This is a genomic window from Streptococcus sp. 27098_8_113, assembly GCF_041432545.1.
Lineage (GTDB): Bacteria > Bacillota > Bacilli > Lactobacillales > Streptococcaceae > Streptococcus.
In genome coordinates this window covers 145688-167164 of sequence record NZ_JAPVZU010000003.1, presented here as the reverse complement: position 1 = coordinate 167164, position 21477 = coordinate 145688, and the positions used below count along the sequence as shown (strand labels likewise).

Here is a 21477-nt window from a genome sequence, read left to right as displayed (position 1 = left end):
TAAAGGGTTATTTAGACTTGATATAGTTGATACCGTCTGCTTTCGGAGCAACAGCTTTACCAAAGAAGGCTGCAAGAACCACAATCGTCAAGACATATGGCGCAATCTGCAGGTAAACTGTTGGTACTTTTGAAAGAAGAGGCAATTGGTTTCCGATAACGGCCAAACTTTGAGAAGCTCCAAAGAAGAGACTTGCCAACATAGCACCGATAGGACTCCATTTACCAAAAATCATAGCTGCCAAGGCGATAAATCCTGGACCTATGATAGTTGTCACAGCAAAGTTAACGGAGATTGACTGAGCATAGATAGCTCCACCAATACCACCAAGCAGACCAGAAATCATAACACCGCAATAGCGCATGAGGTAAACATTGATTCCCAGTGTATCTGCTGCCTGCGGATGTTCTCCAACTGAGCGAAGGCGCAATCCAAATTTTGTCTTAAACATGATAAACCAAGCAAGGAAAGAGAAGGCGATGGCCAAATATCCCATCAGACTTGTATGTTTGAAGAATATATCTCCTATAACTGGGATATCAGACAAAATAGGAAAATTAAATTTACCAAATGAACGCTGAATGTTGTCTGTTTGCCCCTTGTTGTAGATAGCTTTTACAAGAAAGACTGCCAAGGCTGGTGCTAGCAAGTTTAGAACCGTACCACTGACAACGTGGTCTGCGCGGAAGTTAATGGTTGCTACAGCATGGATAAGGGAGAAGAGCACTCCGACCAAACCAGCAGCAATCAAGGAAAGCCACGGAGTCAAGCTGCCAAAACTACTTTCGAAAGTCAGGTTAAAGAGAACGCCTGTAAATGCTCCCATTACCATGATCCCTTCCAAGCCGACATTGACGACTCCGGCATGCTCCGAATAAGCTCCACCGATACTTGTAAAAATCAGGGGAGCCGCATAAATCAGCATAGATGATACTAATAAACCTAATATCGTTACAATACTCATCCTAGTTTCCCCCTTTCACTTTACTGGCTTCTTGCTTACGGTTTTTAAATAATTCAAAGACTGTCTTACCAGTCAGACGCTCAATCAAGTAATGGGCGCTGACAAAGAAGATAATCGAAGCTGTCACGATATTGACTAATTCTGTCGGAATCTGAGCCACGTTCATACCTGGAGCACCAACACTTAGAACTGCAAAGAGGAAAGCCGCAAAAAGGATACCAACTGGAGAGTTTGCTGCTAAAAGACTAACTGCCATACCATTGAAACCAACGCTCAATGAACTTCCTTGTACAAAGACATTCTGATAAGTACCTAGTCCTTCTACTACTCCTCCAAGTCCTGCAAGGGCTCCAGAAATAATCATAGACAAAATAATGGTCCGTTTAGAAGACATCCCTGCGTATTCAGATGCATTCGGATTCAGCCCTACAGCGCGGATTTCAAAACCAAGCGTTGTTTTCTTCAACATATACCAGATCAGCACAACTGCAATCAAGGCAAAGAAAATACCAATATTCATCCGAGAGTTAGCTGTCAAACTTCTCAGCCATTCTGTTTGATAAATCGCATTGGCACCAACACGCTTACTAGAGTCAACACTCTGCATCACAGATTTTGGAAAGCTGCGGATGAAAGCATTTCCAACGAAGAGGACGATATAGTTCATCATAATCGTAACGATGACCTCACTCGTTCCTAAATAGGCACGCAGAACCCCTGGTATAGCACCAATGATCCCACCAGCCACTGCAGCAATGACTACAGTTGCTAGCAACATCAGTGGGCGAGGTAGGTCAGGGAAGGAAAGGGCAAACCAACCAGCTAGAATCCAACCAGCCAAGGCTTGGCCCGGAAGTCCGACATTGAAAAATCCAGCCCGACTAGCAACGGCAAAACCCAGACCAATGAGAACTAGAGGTCCCATCGCCCGAGAAATTTCACCCAAACTTCTCAAAGAACCGAATGCCGTTTTAAAGAGGGACTCATATCCCCAGATGGCGTCATAGCCAAAGATAGCCATGACAATCGCTCCTAATAAAATCCCTAAAAGAACTGAGATTAAGGGAACTGCGATCTGCTGTGTTTTTTTAGACATTTGAATCTCCCTTCTAAATCTTACCACCAGCCATGAGAATACCAAGTTCTTGCTTATTAGTCTTCTCTGGAGTCACAATTCCTTGAATCTTGCCATCATGGATAACGGCGATTCTGTCAGAAAGGTTGAGTATTTCATCTAGCTCAAAGCTGACAACAAGAACTGCCTTACCTTGAGTACGCTCCTCAATCAAGCGTTTATGGATATATTCAATCGCTCCGACATCAAGTCCACGAGTAGGCTGACTGACAATCAGCAAGTCTGGATCACGATCCACTTCCCGAGCAATGATAGCCTTCTGTTGATTTCCTCCTGAGAGGGCTGAAGCAGGTACATACTCGCTAGCTGCCCGCACGTCAAACTCTTTCATCAGATTGCATGCGTAAGAGTAAATATTATTGTAATTCAAGATGCCGTTTTTGCTGAGCGGCTCCTTGTAGTAAGTCTGCAAAGCAATATTTTCAGAAATGGACATCTGCAGCACCAAACCATCGCGATGGCGGTCTTCAGGTACGTGGCTGACCTTCATCTCTGTAATCTGACGTGGTTTCTTACCAATCACGGACTGGTTCTTGATCAAAATTTCACCCGAGCTCGCTTTTCTAAGTCCTGTGATAGCTTGAATCAACTCTGTCTGACCATTTCCGTCAATCCCTGCAATCCCAACAATCTCACCAGCACGAACATCCAGTGAAAGTCCCTTAACAGCTGGAACGCCGCGATTTTCTTCAACGACAAGATTCTTGATGGAAAGAACCGTTTCTTGAGGATTAGAAGGTTTCTTCTCCGTCTTAAAGGAAACGGCACGTCCCACCATCATTTCTGCCAAATCTTGGTTGGTTGCACCAGCAATTTCAACGGTTTCAATCGATTTTCCTCGACGAATAACAGTCACTCGGTCAGAAACTGCACGAATTTCATCCAACTTATGAGTAATAAGAATGATAGACTTACCTTCCTTGACCAGATTTTTCATGATTTTCATCAATTCATCAATCTCAGATGGTGTCAAAACAGCTGTTGGTTCGTCAAAGATGAGGATATCTGCACCACGGTAAAGGGTCTTCAGAATTTCAACACGTTGTTGGGCTCCAACAGAAATATCCTCAATCTTGGCAGATGGATCGACCGACAAACCATATTTCTTAGACAAACGCTTAATTTCTTGCGTAGCGCGTTTCAAGTCTAAGATACCATTTTTTGTAATCTCACTTCCAAGAATAATATTTTCAGCAACAGTGAAGGCTTCCACAAGCATAAAGTGCTGATGCACCATCCCGATACCAAGTGAAGCCGCCTTTGATGGAGAGTCCAGCTTAACTGGCTTTCCGTTTACTACAATCTCACCACTAGTCGGCTCAAGTAGGCCGGCCAACATATTCATCAAGGTTGACTTCCCGGCACCATTTTCTCCTAAAAGAGCGTGAATCTCACCTTTTCGGAGTTCCAAATTGATTTTATCATTGGCCACAAATTCACCAAAAATCTTGGTAATTTCTCGCATTTCAATGACATTTTCATGTGTCATGGCTCTTTCCTTTCCAGAATTTCATTTTATGTCGATATAACCTCCTCGGACTCCTATTCTAGTAGGCTTAACCGATGCAAAGGCGTCAGAATTTAAAAATGAGCGACCCTAGTAGGTCGGATCGCTCAACATTCAATTATTTATCAGGAACTGTGATACTACCGTCAAGGATTTTTGCTTTTGCTTCTTCAACAGCTTTTTTAGCATCTTCAGAAAGGTTGGTTGTTGTCAAATCAACACCACCGTCTTTCAAACCAAAGGTTGTAGTTTTACCACCTGGGAATTTACCTTTAGCTGTTTGGTTAGCGATGTCTTGGACAGTCTTACCAACTTGTTTCAAGCTTGATGCCAAAACAAAGTTAGATTCTTTACCATCTTTAGATTTGTATTTACCTTCTTCAGTTTGGTCACGGTCAACACCAAGTACCCAAACTTTTTCATTTTCATTTCTTGTTTCGTTGATTGACTTAGCTTCGTTAAATACTCCAGCACCAGTACCACCAGCTACTTGGTAAACAACATCCGCACCACCAGCATAGTGAGCAGCAGCAATTGTTTTACCTTTAGCTGCATCGCCGAATGAGCCAGCATAGTCCACTTTAATCTTGATAGATGGATCAACTGATTTCACACCAGCTTCGAAACCTTTTTCAAAACGTGTGATAACTGTTCCTTCTATACCACCAATGAAACCAACTTGTTTTGTCTTAGTAGTTTTTGCAGCTGCAACACCAGCAAGGTAAGCTGCTTCATTATCTGCAAAGACTGCTGAAGCAACATTCTTTTGACCATCAATTACATCGTCAATAATAACGTAGTTAATACTTGAATTATCTTTTGCAGCAGATTCAACGGCATCACGAAGGGCAAAACCGATACCAAATACTAAGTTGTAACCATCCGTAGCAGCTTGGTTTAGGTTGTTCGCGTATTGTGACTCGTCAGTTGACTGGAAGTAAGTATAGCCGTTATCTTTTGAAAGGCCATTTTCTTTACCCCAAGCTTGCAAACCTTCCCATGCAGATTGGTTAAATGATTTATCATCAACACCACCTGTATCGGTTACGATAGCAGCTTTTAAATCAGTTTTAGCGTTAGAGCTATCTGATTTAGACGCACGATTCCCACATGCAGCAAGTCCGATTGCTGCGACAGACACTAGACCAAGACCTAGCCATTGTTTCTTGTTCATTTCTGAACCTCCTATATAAGATGTGCAACTTAGTTGCAAGTTTAATTTTGGTCAGTTGACCAGCAACAGACTCAAGTTAAGTCTGTAAAAGAGTATGGAAGTAACTCCTTGACCGTCATCACGACCGTCGATTTATCTTTAGCGACCAAGGTCACTGGTAAATCCTGATTAAAAAACTCTGCCATTACTTGGCGGCAGGCACCACACGGAGAGATCGGTTTTTCCGTTTCTCCGTAAACAATTAATTCCTCAAAGTCTAAAAAGCCTTCAGAAACAGCTTTAAAAATGGCTGTTCGCTCTGCACAATTGGTCAAGCCGAAACTAGCATTTTCGACATTGACACCTGTGAAAACTTGTCCATTTTTAGCTACTAAAACAGCTCCGACAGGGAAATGAGAGTATGGAACATAGGCATTCTTCGTGGTTTCTACAACTAAATCAATCAAATCAGTAGTCGCCATTAGCCACGTCTCCCTCCATAATCGCTACACCAGAGGAAGCTCCAATGCGAGTCGCACCAGCTTTGATAAAGGCAAGTGCATCTTCGTAAGAACGGGCACCGCCAGAAGCCTTGACTCCCATATCTGGCCCAACTGTCTTACGCATCAAAGCTACATCCGCAACGGTTGCACCACCAGTTGAGAAACCAGTGGATGTCTTGACAAAATCCGCACCAGCTTTCTGAGCAATTTGACAAGCTTTCACTTTCTCATCATCTGTCAAGAGGCAGGTCTCAATAATGACCTTGACCAAGGTTCCTTTAGCAGCTTCCACAACAGCTCGAATGTCTCTTTCAACTAAGTCAAAGTTTCGAGACTTTAGAGCACCGATATTCATAACCATGTCGATTTCATTCGCTCCGTTTTGGATGGCATCACTCGTTTCAAAAGCCTTGAGCTCCGGAGTATTTGCTCCCAGTGGAAAACCAATGACTGTACAGACCTTAACATCCGTAGCTTTTAGTGCTTGCGCAGCAAAACTCACCCAAGTCGGATTGACACAGACGCTCGCAAAGTCGTATTTCTTTGCTTCCTCAATTAAGGTTTCAATCTGCTCCTGACTTGCATCAGGTTTCAAAAGCGTATGGTCAATGTATTTGTTTAATTTCATGTTGGATTCTCCTAAAATTAAGCGATCACTTCGACAATCTCGCTTACTGCAACGCTTTCACTACCTATTCTAACATTTTTTTGGAATTCTGTAACTAGTTCTTGAGAAATTTTTTCATTTGCGTAAATTTTTGCGACAATTTCCCCAATTTCGGCTGTTTCTCCAACCTTCTTTTCGAACACAATTCCAGTTTCATAATCTAGTTTATCAGATTTGACTGCTCGGCCTGCTCCCAACCTCATCGCAAACAAACCAAATTCCATAGCTGGAAGCTCTGTGATAAAGCCAGATTTCTCTGCTCTCACTTCAGCCACATAAGCCGCTTGGGATGGTCGATACAAGTCCTCTAGATCTCCACCTTGAGCCGCAATCATCTCTTCAAATTTTTTTAAAGCCGCTCCATTTGTTAAATGCTCTCTAATTTCAGAAACTGACTTCTCAACATTCGCCAAATCAAGCATGATTTGAGCGAGCTCGCAGATAAACTCCGTAATATCTTCGCGTCCTTTTCCTTGAAGGATTTCCAGTGCTTCCAGGATTTCCAAACGATTACCAATGCTAGTACCTAAAGGCTGACTCATATCCGTAATGACTGCAACTGTTCTACGTCCGACAGCCTTACCCAAGTCTACCATGGTACGGGCTAGGACAAGGGCATCCTCTAGATTTTTCATAAAGGCACCTTCACCGACGGTTACATCCAGTAAGATGCTGTCTGCACCAGCGGCGATTTTCTTGCTCATAACCGAACTGGCAATCAAAGGAATGGTATCAACTGTAGCGGTCACATCACGCAGGGCATAGAGAAGCTTGTCTGCCTTAACTAGCTGGTCTGACTGACCGATAACGGATACACCAATCTCCTGAACCTGCTTGATGAAATCTTCCTGACTGCGCTCTACCTGGTAGCCCTTGACAGACTCGAGCTTGTCTATGGTACCACCCGTATGCCCCAAGCCTCGTCCGCTCATCTTGGCAACGGGCACGCCAAAGCTAGCAACGAGAGGAGCCAAGATTAAGGTAACCTTATCTCCCACTCCACCAGTCGAATGCTTGTCGACCTTAATCCCTGAAATAGCTGACAGATCAAACTGCTGGCCTGTCCCCACCATAGCCATGGTCAAATCAGAAATTTCCCGAGTGGTCATCCCTTTAAAGTAAACAGCCATAGCAAAGGCTGACATCTGGTAATCTGGCACTGTTCCAGCTACATACCCCTCAATCAGCCATTCAATCTCTTGACTGGACAACTCTAGTCCATCTCGTTTCTTTTGAATAATATCAACTGCCCGCATCTTTATTTCACACTCCTTAGGATATAATAGCCTTTGTCCTTCTTGAGAGTCTCGCAGTTGCCAAACACTTCTTCCATCTTGGCTTTAGCACTAGGAGCTCCTTGTTTCTTTTGGATGACAATCGTCAAATCTCCATCCGCTAGCAAGTGATCATAGCTACCTGAAATAACTTCATGCACCACCTGCTTACCGGCCCGAATCGGTGGATTGCTTATAATATGATGAAATTGTCCGGTCACCTTTTCGTAAACATTGGACTGGAAAATATCTGCAGACACTTGGTTCGCATCCGCATTCTTTCTAGCCAAGTCTAGCGCTCGCTGATTGATATCCACGAGAGTGACTTCCAGCTCTTGCGCTTTAGCCAGAGTCAAGCCCAACGTTCCATAGCCGCAACCCACATCCAGCAGCGTTTCTTTTTTGCTAAATTCCAAGGCAGACAACAAAACTCGACTGCCATAGTCGATCATTTTTTTACTAAAGACACCAGCATCCGTTAAAAAGGTCATCTGTTGTCCTAATAATTCCACTTTTAATTCATGAATGTCATGTTTGGCATCCGGATTTTCTGCAAAATACATTTTAGTCATAAAACCATTTTATCATAAATTTTCTAGATTTGTAAATCGTTTTCATTTCTCCAAAAGTATGTTATACTAAAATCCATCATATAGGAGTAACTTATGACTAACGAATTTCTTCACTTTGAAAAAATCAACCGCCAAACTTGGCAAAATCTGCATCGAAAGAAAAATCCACCGCTCACTGAGTCCGAGCTCAATTCTATTAAGAGTTTCAATGACAAAATCAGTCTACAGGATGTAACAGATGTTTATCTTCCTCTGACAAATCTCATTCAGATTTATAAACGTTCCAAAGAAGATCTTGCCTTTTCAAAAGGTATTTTTCTACAAAAGGAAAGCAAAAGGCAACCCTTTATCATCGGAGTATCTGGCAGTGTTGCCGTTGGAAAATCAACGATTAGCCGCCTATTGCAAATTCTCCTATCACGGACTTTTACAAATGCCACCGTTGAATTAGTGACGACAGATGGCTTTCTCTATCCTAATCAAACTCTGATTGAAACAGGGATTTTAAATCGCAAAGGCTTCCCTGAAAGCTATAATATGGAACTCTTGCTGGACTTTTTAGACCGCATTAAAAATGGTCAAAACTATGAAATTCCCGTCTACTCGCACGAAATTTATGATATTGTCCCAAATGATAAGCAGGAGATTAAGGCAGCTGACTTTGTCATCGTGGAAGGTATCAATGTTTTCCAAAATCCGCAAAATGAACGCCTTTATATGACTGACTTTTTCGACTTCTCTATCTACGTAGATGCCGAAATCGAAAATATTGAGTCTTGGTATCTAGATCGTTTTAAAAAATTACTGGCACTAGCCAAGCACGACACGAATAACTACTACCATCGCTTTACGACCCAGCCTGAAGAAGAAGTCATGGCGCTGGCCCATAATATCTGGGAAACAATCAATCTGGTGAACTTATTAGACTATATTGAGCCAACTCGTAATAGGGCCGAAGTGATTTTGCACAAGGCTAAAAATCATGAAATTGACGAAATCTATCTAAAAAAATAATTTAGACTTGTCAAATCACAACTTTTCATATATAATTAGATAGTTAGTATTTTCAATGGAGGTGAATAACTTGGCAAACATTAAGTCAGCTATCAAACGCGCTGAATTGAACGTTAAACAAAACGAAAAAAACTCAGCTCAAAAATCAGCTATGCGTACTGCAATCAAAGCATTTGAAGCAAACCCGTCTGAAGAACTTTTCCGTGCTGCTAGCTCAGCTATCGATAAAGCAGAAACAAAAGGTTTGATCCACAAAAACAAAGCAAGCCGCGATAAAGCACGTCTTTCAGCTAAACTTGCTAAATAATGCATCGCGCATACAAAGGAGCTCCACGGAGCTTTTTTTGTTGCTCACTGTAATTAGGAGAATGTATATGAAGATTGCTATCATCGGCTACTCAGGCTCTGGCAAGTCAACCTTAGCCCAGCAGTTAGGCCACTTTCACCATATTCCTGTGCTTCATCTGGACACGATTCAGTTTGAAGAAAACTGGCAGACTCGTAGTCAAGACCAAGTCAAGGCTGATTTAGCGGATTTCCTCCATCAAGAACAATCCTGGGTCATTGATGGTAATTACTCCTTTGCCTGCTTTGAGGAAAGGATGGCTCAGGCTGATCAGATTATCTTTATGAACTTTTCTCGCTGGAACTGCCTCTATCGCGCCTTCAAACGCTACCTCAAATACCGAAATCAAGTGCGAGATAGTATGGCTTCTGGCTGTACTGAAAGACTGGATTGGGAATTCATCCGCTGGATCCTTTGGGATGGTCGGACAAGAGAGACTAAAAATCTCTATCAAAAAGTTCGTCAGACCTATCCTGAAAAATTTATCGAATTGCAGAATCAAAAGCAATTATCAGACTATGTAAAAGAATCTGGGACAAAAGTCTAACCTTAAATATAAAAAGCGAACAAAACGGAGTTATCTGACACTCAGAATTCTGTCTTGTTCACTTTTTTGTCTAATCTATCAATTTTAAAAATTTATAATAAAGAATCCCTAAAATCAAAATCTTTTTGTCCCAGCCTCGTTCAGTATTATTTGTCAAGAAAAATCAGAAGTATTCATTGATGAGGTAAAAAGGTGAAATTCCAACTTACAAAATTGTAAGAAAAATGAGAGAAATGTAAGCTAAAGAAATGGAAAGAAGGAACTCTTTCTTGTATCATAGGAAAGGAAAAAGGAGTATCCTATGAAAAAAATGATTGACAATAGCAGTTTGAAACTGCTTGCTATGCTTGCAATGCTGATTGACCATATCGCCTGGGTATCTTTTCCACTGGCTACCAATATGAATATTCTCTCTCCTAACTGGCTGGCCAATAGTATGCACATAATAGGCCGCCTGGCTTTTCCAGTCTTTGCCTTTTGTATTGCGGAAGGCTATCGGCACAGTCATGATGTGAGCAAGTATATGAGACGATTGGGGCTGCTGGCTCTTATCAGTATCATCCCTTTCTCTCTGATGGGCTGGGTTACTGGTCTTGGCTTTATCATGCAAAATACGGTTGTTACTCTATTTTTGGGGCTCTGTGCTCTTTATTACAGTGATCAGCAAACAGCAACCTGGAGAAAAGTTCTAATTATTCTACTCTGTTTTACTCTGTCCATTATCGCTGACGGCGGACTGACGGGAGGAGTTTTTGGTATCTATTCCTTTGCAAAGATTAAAGACCCAATCTTCCGAAAAATTGGCGGTGTCTTGGCATTGAACAGTGTGCAAATCCTAATTTTGGCCTTCAATTTCTCCTATGATGGTCTGGCTGATCTGGCTGCCACCTGTCTTCTGTTTCTCCTCGTGACCTCTTTCTACAACGGTCAAAAAGGGCCCAATATTGGAAAAGTATTTTACTGGTTTTATCCCCTTCATTTGCTCGCCCTGTCTCTGTTTCGAATTGCCTTTCTCTTATTTCTAATGTAGTTAATGAATGTATTAAAAGTTGCAGCAGAATACCTGTTAAGTTAATTCTTCTTTTGGTAAATCTAAATAATAGAGTAAAAGAGTCTGGGACAATAGTCTCTTTACTACAAAAAAGAGTTTGGGACAAAAATATTTCAATTTTTAAAATTCTTAATTATTAAGCCCTTCAAATCTATAATTAAATGCGAAAAGCGAACAAAGTAGAATTCTGATTACCAGAAAACTAGTTTTGTTCGCTTTCTATATTTGAGGTCGGACTTTTGTCCCAGCCTCCTTTTCTTATTCTTCTTTTACAAAAACCAATTCTTTATCATCTGAAAGATTTGCTCGATAGGTAAAACCTGCAAAAGAGAGCTGTTTTATTTGCTCAAGATGATCGACCTGGGCTTCCATCAAAGCAGTCAAAAACTGCCCACGCGCCTTTTTAGAAATAGTAGAATGACTTTTGAGTTTGCCAGCCTTTTCCTCTAAGAATTTAAAACGAAGCATCTTCTCTCTGACCGCTTTGTCAAAAACATCCTCAAACTCACTAGACAAGAGCGAAAGCAGCATATCTTCATCCGCTACTGTTTTTGTATACTCTTCCCGCCAAAATTTTTTCAGCGTTTGACCATTGGGCTTTAGTCCCACCAAAAAGTCCAGGCGGTGAGGGGCAATCGGGCTCAAGGCAGGAATGACTCCATATAGACTAGACGTTAACAGCAAATGCTCTTGAATGTAGGATTTCTCCTCTGATGTCCAATCTTTTCGCTTGATATTGCGATACATGAGCCCATCAAATAAGTGCAAGGCCGGATAAGTCTCTGCTTCATTCTTGCTCAGATTTTGAATTCGCTGGTATTCTATTTCAGCCATTTGCGGACTGATTTTGTATAATTTTTCCAGCTCTTTGGCTGAGAATTGCAACAACTCTTCTATTATGATTTTGCTTTTAGGCGTCAACTGGGAGCGCCCCAGCGAGCTCTGATTTTCATTCATTTCTTTGGCGGTCGGAATTAAAATCTTCATATTTTCCCTTTCTCATCTTGGATTCAGAGTCCATTTTCCTGTTTTCCTTACTCATGATTATAGCAAATTTTGGACTAATTGGATTTATTCTTGACTTTAATTTTCAAAAATGATAATATCTAGTTATCAAAACTAGATATTAGAAAGTTTGAAATTTGGAAACGAAAAATCTGTTCCCGAGATGGGATGAATTACCTGTTCTTGACCTGTATCTGGACCAAGTCCTGCTCTACGTCAACAAGGTCTGCAAGCCAGCTTTTACTGCATCCGACAAAGGCTTGACGGCATCCATGATCAATAATTATGTCAAGCATGCCTACCTTGAAAAACCTCTAAAGAAAAAATACAATCGCCAGCAAGTTGCTCGTTTGATTGCTATTACAAGCTTGAAAACTGTTTTTTCTATTCAAGATATTGCTGCTACTTTAGATATGCTCAACGCTGAGACCCAGTCTGAAGAGCTCTACAATGATTTTGTGGATTATATGAACGGACGGAAGCTTGAAGTGACTCCCATCATTGCCAGTGCCTGTCAGACCTTAAAACTCTACCAGCAAACCCTTGCTTTTATCCAAGTACCCGAAAAGGAGTCCGATAACGATGAACTACGCGCTTAAACTCAGTAAACAACTCTCTTTTGGAGAGGAAATTGCCAATGCTGTTACCCATGCCGTCGGAGCTGTTTTGATGCTGATTCTCCTTCCGATTTCTGCTGTTTACAGCTATGAAGAGCATGGCCTCGTTTCTGCTGTTGGCACTTCTATCTTTGTCATAAGCCTTTTCCTCATGTTTCTCTCTTCTACCATTTACCACTCCATGTCCTATGGCTCTACCCACAAATACATTCTAAGGATTATTGACCACTCCATGATTTATATCGCTATCGCGGGCAGCTATACGCCAGTCGTCCTTTCACTCATGAATAACTGGCGGGGTTATCTGATTATCGTGATTCAGTGGGGCACGACCATCTTTGGTATTCTCTACAAAATCTTTGCCAAAAAGGTCAATGAGAAATTTAGCCTGGCTCTCTATCTAATTATGGGTTGGCTGGTTATCTTTATCATCCCGCAAATTATCGGACAAACTGGACCAGTGTTTTGGGGACTCATGCTAGCAGGCGGTCTTTGCTACACAGTCGGTGCTGCTTTTTATGCCAAAAAGAAGCCCTACTTCCACATGATTTGGCACCTCTTCATCCTAGCTGCCTCTGCCCTCCAGTACTTAGCTATTGTTTATTTCATGTAAAACTGCTTGCCAAAGCAGTTTTTTTCTATAGCATAATGCAGCTCTTCAGCCAAACCTACAACTGGTCTGCAAAAATCTCCTCTCAAAATCAGCGACTTTGAAAATAATATAAATTTAAGCTTTCTCTGCTAAGATAAAGATAGAAAAGATGATCTCTGGCAATTAAATCTGCCAATTATGGAAGGGAAATGAATGACTATTTTATCAAAAATCCGCCCATCGCAGCCCCTGAAAGAGCTGAAATGGTTCGATATTCTTGTGATTACTCTGCTCATGTTTGGTCAGTTCATCTACACATCAACCGAGCTTTATCTAGCTAGCTTTGCAACAACAGCAACAACAGCGACGACAGCGGCAACTGAAACTGTCAGCAATACAGCTAGCGAAGGCGCAGCATTCTCAAGCAATTTCAATCTTCAGCTACTGATGCTGGTCTTGACTATTCTTTATCTATTGCTTCGACGCTTTGATTTTAAGCAGCTTCCCATCCGCCTGACTTGGTCGGTTCTGCTCTGGACACCTCTTATTTTTGCCGCAGTAGGGTTCTTTGGCGACATTGTGACGACACTGAGTGGCGAGTATAATTACTTTGATTCAACCCTCTGGTCCTATATAGATTTACTGGAAATCTTCCGGAAATTTGCTGAACTGACACCTATGACCATCCTCTATGGACTGCTCAATGGCTTCTATGAAGAATTCTTCTTCCTTGGCCTCATGACCTCAGTCAAGGGTAAGTATAAGTGGTGGGCACTGGCCTACTCTACTATCATTCGGATTTCTTTCCATACTTACCAAGGAATGCTCTGGGCCTTGGTTATCGGAGTGGTCTATGGTCTCTTCTACTATTTTCTTTACAAGTACAAGGTCAAGAACCTCCTGCCTTTCTTTCTCATGCACGCCTTGGCGGATATGTTTGGCTCCAGCTTGATGTATGTCTTGATTAACTGGCGTTCTTAAAAGGATAAAAATCAGCTGACATACAGTTTATATCGGAAAACTATAAAATAAATCGCAACTAAAAAGCTTAGAAACAAGGTATCAAGTAACCTCGCTGCTAAGCTTTTTATTATGGTCAATTAGCAATTAAAACTAGCAATCTCACTATCAAGTTTTTTCATATAGTAGCGATAGATCAGATAAGAAACAAGTCCACAAATCAAAATCAGCAGAACAGAAAGGAGATAGAGAACCGTGAGAGATAGGGAGTATGAAATCACATAGAGAACACCAATCACGATCATTACTCCAATAGTAAAGGCTAGTGCCAATAGGGTCTTACCCATACTGTTATCTCGAGTCATCAGCTCGTTGACATTAGACCAATTGGTCACCAAATGCTTATAATCCCGATGATAGCCCCAAGCGCTCCAAGCCAGACTGGCCATAAACCAAACCAGCAGCATAACGAGAAACGTCACCAAATGAACATGGAAGATAAAACTAGTCACCAAAAGAAGAATCACTGGTAGAATGGACTGAATAGCAAAGAGATACCAAAATTTGAGACGAACGTATTTTCTTAGCTCAAAAGGTAAGACCTTCAGATAATCAAAATTTTCCCGCTCCAAGGATAAACCTATAGAGGTCAGATTATTCCCACCCGAATTGAGGGTAGCGATAAACATAGATAGGAAGCTAAGCGGAAGTAAAAATCGCGGAATCAAGAACGGGCTAACATCTAGATCTGCTTTGACTGCCCCCATGGCCATACTAAAAATGATAATGTAAGGAATCAGTGCCGACATAAAGAGAGCCTGCAAGATGACCGAACCTTCACTCAGCAGCCGAATGTGATAGCGCCAGACGAACTTCTTGAAATTCTTGGCCTCGTCCATATTGATATCGTGCACCCGCTCACGTTTGCCACTTGCTGCACCCGTCATCAAGGCTGCTTCATAAAATTCTGGTATGACCTTGAACTTAACCACCAAGAAGAGCAGAGCCGCCACGGCAAGCCAAGCTAGAATTCCTAAAATTGCAGACAAGCTAAAAGGATTGATGATAAAGTCGTAAAAGGCTACAACTGGCGGGAAATAAGGTGTGGATATTGTATTGCTGGCGATACTACGACTGTTCATTTGATTGATAAAGATATAGAGTCCTACCGAACCAAGGGAGACTAGCCCCAGAATCACATTGGATAGAATGGTCTTATACTTTCTAAAGAAAGCTGTCTTGGTGATAAAATGCACCAAAATCAAAATGATAAAGGTTATAACAGAGCTTAAAATGACAATCGAAATCAAGGCCATAGGCAAGCCGACTAAGGGATTTCCGCCTTGAAGAGCTAGCACGATGAAATAGCTATACATGGGCAGAATCGCAATCAAGAGAGTCAGGACAACAGAGATGCTCTTTCCGACAATGATTTCTGATTCACTAAAGGCATAGGGCCGATAGGATTGCAAGTCCTTACTTTCATAAAAGACATTATAGAAAACCAGGAAGCCCTGCGACATGGAGAATACAGCAAATATGGAGACCATATTGGCAAAATGTCCCGGATTGCCCACTATGTGATTGAAGGCACTCATGATACCAAAGAAGAACAGGTAGACCAACCCCAAAATCAAGTACATTCGAATAGCCTGCAGGGAGACATTGACTTTTACCTCTGGATTTTTTTCCTGCTTCTTGCGGTATTGCTGCAACTGCGAAGCTTGGATAGCATAGAGAATATTGATATCAACTAATTTTTTAATCGCTTTAAGGCGCATCTGAACTCACCTCTTCTCTGCGGCCAGCCAGACCTAGATAGATGGTTTCGAGGGATTGGTCTGGATGCTGGGCTTTTAGGTCTTCAACCGTTCCGTAGAATATCAGCTCTCCTTTTTTGAGAATGGCAATCTTGTCGCATAGCTGCTCAGCCACTTCTAACACGTGGGTTGAAAACAGAACTGTATTTCCCTTGTTAGCATGCTCGCGCATCATCTGCTTGAGATCAAAAGCTGCCTGAGGATCCAAGCCTGTCAAAGGCTCATCCAAGACCCAGATATCTGGATCGGACAAAAGGGCACCAATGACAAAGACCTTCTGCCGCATACCGTGTGAAAACGACTCAATTACTTCATAACGATGGCTAGCAAAGTCAAAGATAGCCAGCAACTCACCCAAACGAGCCTCTACTTCTGCCGTGGTCATATCGTAGGAAGTCGCTACTAGCTCCCAAAATTCATTGGCTGTCAGACGCAAGAAAAGGTCAGGAGAATCAGCTACATAGCCGATTTTTTTCTTGATTTCTAGACGATTACTGGATAGCTCCTTGCCGTCCACAAAAATTTGTCCCTGTGTCGGATTAATGACGCTGACCAGGGATTTAATGGTCGTTGACTTACCCGCTCCATTGTGACCGATCAGACCAACAATCTCACCGCTTTCCAAGGTCAGATTCAGATGGTTAAGCGCCAGCTTGCCATCATAGTCTTTTGTAACATCTCTAAATTCAATCATGGGAATCTCCTTTGCTATGTTTTAAAGTTATTATACTATCCTAAAAATCATTTGTCTAGAAACTAGCAAAAAAGTTCGGATTTTGCTTTAAAACAAGGCAGAACCATCCTTTAAACTTTGAAAGATTGAGCATTCTCCAGCAGATAGAGCAAGAAATTAGGAATGGTTTCCAGCATATCCTGCTCATAGACACGCTCAGTAAGCTGATGCAAGTCCTTGCCCCATGGACCGAGATTGATACCGGGGATATGATTAGCCACAATTTCTGGGAAATCCAGATGATAGAGATTCTCAGGCACAGGCATACTGGCAATTAAGTCTTGGTATTCAGCGGCAGGCTTCTCTAGGGCACAGTAGCTAAGGTCACAGATTCCCATGAAAAATTCGTCCACTTGGAGTTGACAGCCAGCTTCCTTGTTCAGATAATCTTGATAGAGTTGAATGACCTTGTCAATCCTAATCGGACTGTCTGATAGACGGCGACAATTCATGGATGGATAGTAAGGTGGCGCAATCGCTAGGATCACCAAAGCTTCCTTACGATCGTAGAAATCTAGAACCTTCTGGATATTTTGAATGCTTATCTCCTGATAGGATGCACCGTCTCTCAAGGCTTGCTGCGCCTCTTCATAAATCTGCTGCAAAGTTTCTTCAAAACCGATTTTTTTTTGGCATTCTTGCAGTAATTCCTGATAGGTCAGCACGCGCGGTTTCGCTACAAGCTTGCTTTCTTGATAGACTTTCTGAAGCTGGCAATAGTTTTGATAAAAGCCATCCACTGCTTCCTGACTGAGATTCTTTATGATCGCCAGCAGCTCTGTTGGACTCTTTTCTAGATAAAGGACGCTGAAATAACCTGCAGCACGCAGCACGGTAGACACATCGTAATTTTCCTTCAAATCACGCAGATAGGACCAAGATGGCAGGGGCGAGCGTTCTCCGTAGGCCATGTCAGATAGAGCCGGATTAAGGTCAATTTTTTCAGCAACCTTGGCCAGCAAGGACAGGGCATTGATCCCCTTGAGCGGCTCTTTCATATGCGATAGGATCCCCTGAGTCACGACAACTGGCATCAACTTGCCGACTGTTCCTATATGAAGCACCTTTTCCTCCGCTGACTGACTCTCAAAAGGCTCAGAATCCACAGCCAGAAGGTAATGAAGTTGGAAGCGCTCCTTCAATTCAGCAAGCAGGGCTGTTGCTGCCCGCATGCCTTGGGAATAGGATTCCTCATCTCCGACCGAAAGATAAAGCAAATTAACCTGACCAGACTGTCTCTGACTATATGCTTCCACCACTCCCAGCTGCAAGGCCAGAGCCGCTTTCATGTCGCAAGACCCCCGACCGAACTGCCACTTGTCCGACGCAATATCCGCTAAAAGATCTGAATCTGAAGAAATGGAGGGCAATTTTTCTTTGAGGGACTGATTATCAAAAGCCCAGTCTTTGAGACTGCCAAAGTCCTCAATGTCTACTGTATCATGATGATGAAAAAGAATCACGGTATCAGCCGTATCTCGCTTGACCAGAGCCCAGTTGACACTGCGGTTATAAAAATCATTCGGAATCTGATAGCAGCCAAACTGTTCTGGATGCTCCTGAAAATAAGGAATCTCCCCTATCCGCTCCTGAAGAAAGGCTTCAATCTTCCGCTCAGAACTAGTATGGGTAAAACTTTCAATCGCCATACTTTGGTCAAAAATATCTTGAATATACTGTTTCATTCTTTCTACCTCTATATTGCTGACATTGCTGACTTGTAAGCCAAGGCCAGCTGAAAGACGATAAGGCAAAAGCAGCCAATCTTTACCTAGTCAGGAATGTTTGGCTGCTTTTTTCTTGTAATGACTAACGACGAGAATATTTCTTAACGAGGCCAGACATGCCGAATGTGCTGACAAGAAGCACCAAGCCTAGATAGAACATTCCTTTTTCTGAATGGCTACCAGTTTTTGGCAAGGAAGCTGGGGCTTGTTGAGCTTGTTGAACAGCTGCCTGCTCCACTTGAGACGCTTCTGGTTGACTAGCCAATTGCTGCACCTGAGGCACCATTTTCTGACTGCCTAATTGCTGCACATGGTCAGTCGTTCCTTGCTGCTCTTCTTTACGTCTAACCCTCGAATCAACTGACGGAGCTCCTTGTTGTAGTTCCTGTCTATCAAAGATATATTCTGGAACTTCTCTGATTTCTGGTGCAACTAGCTTTTCACCAAGAATTTCAGGTAAGTTGGCATATTCCGTATCAAGAGCACTCGCTACATAATCAGCTTTTTGAGAACGACTCGCTTCCACAGTCGGTACTAGCGCACTAATAGAATCCGTCTTGAAAGTCACTGCATACTGACGCTTAATCGTCAGATCACTAGGGTCATAAGTATTGAAGACTAGAGCCAGCTTGTGGCCTTTTTTCACCGTGTAAAGATTCGGCTGCAAATACATGGTGTAATCATGGAATTGGCCTACTTTTGGCTTAATACTCTTTTCTGAACTAGACGGTGTATAGCCTGATTCTGGATTGGCTAAGTTTAGCCAGCCCTTAGCAATGACCTTGTATTTAGTTTTGGTTGTTGCAAAGTTTTTAACATCCAGATTGCTGAGATTGCTGCCCATCCAGAAGTCACCAGCCTTGCTATCATCACCAGCAGCACCATTTCCAACAACATCAAACTCTTGATCTGATACATCTACCAAGAGTGCATTGACCTGCAAGTTTTTGCCACTTCCCTTGGTCAAGGCTGCCTTGAAGTGGACTGGAATATGGCCTTTGATAGTCGTATCTTCTTTGACTTCTGTCATAAAGGTCATGTTGGCCTTAGAAGAAGCTTGACTGACTGCCTCATCTCGCTTGCTAGTGTCAATCCCAGCAGCCGCATAGTCACTGGAGATGGTTTCTTCTAGACGTTTGGACTTAGCTGTCAAAATCAAACGATTATTACTTTTCCAGTTATCATAGCTCGTCCATTTATTTGGATCGTAGTTATTTTGTGCCAAAACAGCAGGAAGCTTGCTAACATCGTTCTTGACATCGTAAAGATAATGAGAGAACCAAATATTGAGCAAGTCGTAGAAATCTTGATTGTTGGCCTTGATGCCATACCCTCGAGAGATAGCTGCCGGATGGACATGGTCTCCTTGGTGGAGATAGAGTTTTACATTTTGTCCCGCTTTTTTCAAGACATCATACATAAGATCGAACTGTTTTGTTTTGACGTTGTCATCATTTAAGCCATGTACCAGCAGGGCGCTAGTCTTTATCTTTCCTGAATTTAGGGTATAATCGCGTTCCCGCCAAATTTGGCTATAATTGCGACCGTTAGCTTTTTGGTCCTTGTTTAGCTGATTGATGTAGTCAGCATACTTGTTCCAGATTGAAGCCCAATCGTCTTGGTCGAGCATCCGAGTAGAAACATAGAGTGACAGCCAAGACAGATCACTGTATGGCGGATTGCTGTAAGCTGTTCCTTGACTATTGAAATAATCATACCAGCTAGCAATTCCTGCGGCTGGAACGATGGTTCTCAGGCCTTCTACACCCGTTGTTGCCACACCGAAAGTTGTCGTACCGGCCCAAGATAGGCCAGTCATGCCGACCTTGCCATTAGCCCAGTCAGCCTTGATTTCAATATTGCTAGTTTTGTCCGTGTAGGCCGTTCGTTTACCGTTGACCCATTCGACAATATTTTTAAAGGCTTCTACTTCCAAATCAGATCCAGTTGTATTAAAGCCTTCTGAACCCTTAGTACCCAGACCAGCACTGGAAACAAAGGCATAGCCGCGCACTAGGAAGTAATCATACCAGTTCAAATTCTCGTAATCATAAATCCCTTCATAAGGGCTATAATAGTACCAATCTGACGCTTTGGCCTTCTTTGCCGCATCAATACTGCTCATGCTAGAAACCGGTTGGCGCTTAGCGGGCTTATTGTGCAAACTCTTCATATCATAAGAACCGTTTGTCGGCAGATTGAGGCTTTCTAAGGTCACATAGTTTTCATCCAAAGTCCCTGCGACGTAAGGACGAGCTTCTAAAATTGTCGAAGCCTTAAAATCACCTTGGGCTACTGCTTTCGGAAGTTGTACGATAGCCTTGACGAGGTCCCGCTTTCCGTCTCCATCCGTATCATGATCCGTCTCAACATAGACAGGAAAACGGACGATGTCACTTTTCTCGTATGAATAGTCTTTATCTTCCTTAGCTCCACTGCTGTATGGGAAAATTGGCTGTGCCCGACCATTCAAAAAGAGCGGTGCTTTCTTTTCAGCACGATAGGCATCATGCAGGCGCTTGGCAACTGCATACATAGTCTGCAGATTGCTTCCCTGTACGCGAGCTGTCAAATCAGCCTCTTTGTCAATCATTCCCATGCTCTTAGCTAGATTCACTCTATCTTGAGCACTGGTGCCTAGCTGAGATTCATTGACAGCTGCCCATTTCAGTAGTTCATCGACTGCTTCTTGCAGGGTCAATTCCTTATCAGCCAAGGCTGGATTTGAAAGACTTCCCGTATAAGCAGACAGGTCTTGTCCTTTAGCAGTGGCAGGCACAGCAGAAGGCACCAAGCTAGCATCTTGAGCCAAAGCTAAAGGTGGCGACTCCAATGAAGAAGTAGGCTTTTCAGAGTCCACAACTGGTTTTTCAGCAGTGACCGATTCCTCTTCTTGCTTTTCTGGTCTTGCAGTAGCCGACGATTCCTTACTTTCAACCTCTAAAACCGCTGGTTGCTGGACTGAAGATACCGGTTCAGACGGCTTTGCAATAGCTTCTGTTTGAAGAATTTCCTTGCTTTCGACATTCGCCTGACTCGCCTCATCGGCTTGAACAACCCGGCCTAGGGCCAAAGGTGCAAATAACGAGACTGATAAGAGTAACCTCACTAGTCCTCTCTTTTTCATAAAGAACCCCTTTCTTTTTATAAAGTTTATTACTTGTCCATTATACTATGTAAGCGTTTCAATTTCAATGCTAGTTTTATCTTATGAGCAAAAAATATAAAATTAACTTGTATAAACGTTTGTATCATCATTCTTCTTTTGGTAAAATAGACCCATCCCAAGA

General features: G+C 42.5%; 20 protein-coding genes. 7 read left to right on the top strand and 13 right to left on the bottom strand.

Translation table 11 applies throughout. The features are described from left to right. Positions 1–7: 7 nt before the first annotated feature. The 8 genes from O3644_RS03480 to O3644_RS03445 all read right to left on the bottom strand — a co-directional run bounded on the left by O3644_RS03480 (position 8) and on the right by O3644_RS03445 (position 7775). Positions 8–964, bottom strand: a complete 957-nt coding sequence (locus O3644_RS03480; protein ID WP_061911259.1) for an ABC transporter permease — start codon at positions 962–964, stop codon at positions 8–10. Position 965: 1 nt separating this feature from the next. Continuing rightward, a complete protein-coding gene (locus O3644_RS03475) occupies positions 966–2060 on the bottom strand; it encodes an ABC transporter permease (protein WP_148886616.1) in 1095 nt (364 codons plus the stop codon). A 13-nt stretch (positions 2061–2073) separates the two neighbouring features. Beyond that, positions 2074–3588 (bottom strand): ABC transporter ATP-binding protein, encoded by a 1515-nt coding sequence (locus tag O3644_RS03470; RefSeq protein WP_045497051.1) that lies wholly within the window; start codon positions 3586–3588, stop codon positions 2074–2076. Positions 3589–3724: 136 nt separating this feature from the next. Then, a complete protein-coding gene (locus tag O3644_RS03465; protein ID WP_371595065.1) occupies positions 3725–4780 on the bottom strand; it encodes a BMP family protein in 1056 nt (351 codons plus the stop codon). A 71-nt stretch (positions 4781–4851) separates the two neighbouring features. Continuing rightward, complete coding sequence (locus O3644_RS03460; protein WP_015604783.1) at positions 4852–5241, bottom strand: cytidine deaminase; 390 nt, start codon at positions 5239–5241, stop codon at positions 4852–4854. Next, positions 5228–5890, bottom strand: a complete 663-nt coding sequence (gene deoC, locus O3644_RS03455; RefSeq protein WP_371595064.1) for a deoxyribose-phosphate aldolase — start codon at positions 5888–5890, stop codon at positions 5228–5230. Before deoC ends, O3644_RS03460 begins: the two co-directional genes overlap by 14 nt. Positions 5891–5907: 17 nt before the next feature. Continuing rightward, on the bottom strand, positions 5908–7185 hold the full coding sequence (locus tag O3644_RS03450; RefSeq protein ID WP_371595063.1) for a pyrimidine-nucleoside phosphorylase: 1278 nt from the start codon (positions 7183–7185) through the stop codon (positions 5908–5910). Between the two features lie 2 nt (positions 7186–7187). Further along, complete coding sequence (locus O3644_RS03445; RefSeq protein ID WP_371595062.1) at positions 7188–7775, bottom strand: class I SAM-dependent methyltransferase; 588 nt, start codon at positions 7773–7775, stop codon at positions 7188–7190. A gap of 93 nt (positions 7776–7868) precedes the next feature. On the opposite strand from O3644_RS03445, the gene coaA reads away from it, so the two are divergent. The 4 genes from coaA (at position 7869) to O3644_RS03425 (ending at position 10712) form a co-directional block, all read left to right on the top strand. After that, positions 7869–8789 carry a type I pantothenate kinase gene (coaA, locus tag O3644_RS03440; RefSeq protein ID WP_371595061.1) on the top strand — a complete coding sequence of 307 codons (921 nt, stop codon included), beginning with the start codon at positions 7869–7871 and terminating at the stop codon, positions 8787–8789. Between the two features lie 70 nt (positions 8790–8859). Then, entirely contained in the window at positions 8860–9096 is a 237-nt protein-coding gene (gene rpsT / locus O3644_RS03435) for a 30S ribosomal protein S20 (protein ID WP_001274000.1), read from the top strand. A gap of 67 nt (positions 9097–9163) precedes the next feature. Further along, positions 9164–9682, top strand: a complete 519-nt coding sequence (locus O3644_RS03430) for a DNA topology modulation protein (RefSeq protein WP_371595060.1) — start codon at positions 9164–9166, stop codon at positions 9680–9682. A gap of 301 nt (positions 9683–9983) precedes the next feature. After that, the gene (locus O3644_RS03425; RefSeq protein WP_371595059.1) at positions 9984–10712 is read left to right on the top strand and encodes a TraX family protein; all 729 of its coding nucleotides are present in this window, start codon (positions 9984–9986) and stop codon (positions 10710–10712) included. 279 nt (positions 10713–10991) lie between these two features. On the opposite strand, the gene yaaA is transcribed toward O3644_RS03425, so the two are convergent. Next, on the bottom strand, positions 10992–11720 hold the full coding sequence (gene yaaA / locus O3644_RS03420; protein ID WP_371595058.1) for a peroxide stress protein YaaA: 729 nt from the start codon (positions 11718–11720) through the stop codon (positions 10992–10994). Positions 11721–11875: 155 nt separating this feature from the next. Here yaaA and O3644_RS03415 point away from each other — a divergent pair, with 155 nt between their 5' ends. The 3 genes from O3644_RS03415 to O3644_RS03405 all read left to right on the top strand — a co-directional run bounded on the left by O3644_RS03415 (position 11876) and on the right by O3644_RS03405 (position 13928). Continuing rightward, positions 11876–12337 (top strand): DUF1836 domain-containing protein, encoded by a 462-nt coding sequence (locus O3644_RS03415; RefSeq protein WP_371595057.1) that lies wholly within the window; start codon positions 11876–11878, stop codon positions 12335–12337. Continuing rightward, complete coding sequence (locus tag O3644_RS03410) at positions 12321–12968, top strand: hemolysin III family protein (protein ID WP_371595056.1); 648 nt, start codon at positions 12321–12323, stop codon at positions 12966–12968. Before O3644_RS03415 ends, O3644_RS03410 begins: the two co-directional genes overlap by 17 nt. Before the next feature lie 192 nt (positions 12969–13160). Further along, positions 13161–13928 carry a CPBP family intramembrane glutamic endopeptidase gene (locus O3644_RS03405; protein ID WP_371595055.1) on the top strand — a complete coding sequence of 256 codons (768 nt, stop codon included), beginning with the start codon at positions 13161–13163 and terminating at the stop codon, positions 13926–13928. 119 nt (positions 13929–14047) lie between these two features. On the opposite strand, the gene O3644_RS03400 is transcribed toward O3644_RS03405, so the two are convergent. From O3644_RS03400 to O3644_RS03385, 4 genes are all read right to left on the bottom strand, one after another. Next, entirely contained in the window at positions 14048–15688 is a 1641-nt protein-coding gene (locus O3644_RS03400) for a hypothetical protein (protein WP_371595054.1), read from the bottom strand. Further along, on the bottom strand, positions 15678–16421 hold the full coding sequence (locus O3644_RS03395) for an ABC transporter ATP-binding protein (RefSeq protein WP_045497015.1): 744 nt from the start codon (positions 16419–16421) through the stop codon (positions 15678–15680). The genes O3644_RS03400 and O3644_RS03395 overlap by 11 nt, the downstream gene beginning before the upstream one ends. A 110-nt stretch (positions 16422–16531) precedes the next feature. Continuing rightward, a complete protein-coding gene (locus O3644_RS03390; RefSeq protein ID WP_371595053.1) occupies positions 16532–18145 on the bottom strand; it encodes a M20/M25/M40 family metallo-hydrolase in 1614 nt (537 codons plus the stop codon). Positions 18146–18269: 124 nt separating this feature from the next. Beyond that, on the bottom strand, positions 18270–21314 hold the full coding sequence (locus tag O3644_RS03385) for a CocE/NonD family hydrolase (protein WP_371595052.1): 3045 nt from the start codon (positions 21312–21314) through the stop codon (positions 18270–18272). Positions 21315–21477 lie beyond the last annotated feature (163 nt).

Bases quoted from the DNA above. Each gene is read 5' to 3' on its own strand.
- O3644_RS03400 (WP_371595054.1), bottom strand. From the start codon at position 15,688: ATGCGCCTTAAAGCGATTAAAAAATTAGTTGATATCAATATTCTCTAT.
- O3644_RS03475 (WP_148886616.1), bottom strand. From the start codon at position 2,060: ATGTCTAAAAAAACACAGCAGATCGCAGTTCCCTTAATCTCAGTTCTT.
- O3644_RS03470 (WP_045497051.1), bottom strand. From the start codon at position 3,588: ATGACACATGAAAATGTCATTGAAATGCGAGAAATTACCAAGATTTTT.
- O3644_RS03385 (WP_371595052.1), bottom strand. From the start codon at position 21,314: ATGAAAAAGAGAGGACTAGTGAGGTTACTCTTATCAGTCTCGTTATTT.
- O3644_RS03425 (WP_371595059.1), top strand. From the start codon at position 9,984: ATGAAAAAAATGATTGACAATAGCAGTTTGAAACTGCTTGCTATGCTT.
- O3644_RS03430 (WP_371595060.1), top strand. From the start codon at position 9,164: ATGAAGATTGCTATCATCGGCTACTCAGGCTCTGGCAAGTCAACCTTA.
- coaA (WP_371595061.1), top strand. From the start codon at position 7,869: ATGACTAACGAATTTCTTCACTTTGAAAAAATCAACCGCCAAACTTGG.
- yaaA (WP_371595058.1), bottom strand. From the start codon at position 11,720: ATGAAGATTTTAATTCCGACCGCCAAAGAAATGAATGAAAATCAGAGC.
- O3644_RS03450 (WP_371595063.1), bottom strand. From the start codon at position 7,185: ATGCGGGCAGTTGATATTATTCAAAAGAAACGAGATGGACTAGAGTTG.
- O3644_RS03480 (WP_061911259.1), bottom strand. From the start codon at position 964: ATGAGTATTGTAACGATATTAGGTTTATTAGTATCATCTATGCTGATT.
- O3644_RS03410 (WP_371595056.1), top strand. From the start codon at position 12,321: ATGAACTACGCGCTTAAACTCAGTAAACAACTCTCTTTTGGAGAGGAA.
- O3644_RS03460 (WP_015604783.1), bottom strand. From the start codon at position 5,241: ATGGCGACTACTGATTTGATTGATTTAGTTGTAGAAACCACGAAGAAT.
- O3644_RS03465 (WP_371595065.1), bottom strand. From the start codon at position 4,780: ATGAACAAGAAACAATGGCTAGGTCTTGGTCTAGTGTCTGTCGCAGCA.
- O3644_RS03405 (WP_371595055.1), top strand. From the start codon at position 13,161: ATGACTATTTTATCAAAAATCCGCCCATCGCAGCCCCTGAAAGAGCTG.
- O3644_RS03445 (WP_371595062.1), bottom strand. From the start codon at position 7,775: ATGACTAAAATGTATTTTGCAGAAAATCCGGATGCCAAACATGACATT.
- deoC (WP_371595064.1), bottom strand. From the start codon at position 5,890: ATGAAATTAAACAAATACATTGACCATACGCTTTTGAAACCTGATGCA.
- O3644_RS03395 (WP_045497015.1), bottom strand. From the start codon at position 16,421: ATGATTGAATTTAGAGATGTTACAAAAGACTATGATGGCAAGCTGGCG.
- O3644_RS03390 (WP_371595053.1), bottom strand. From the start codon at position 18,145: ATGAAACAGTATATTCAAGATATTTTTGACCAAAGTATGGCGATTGAA.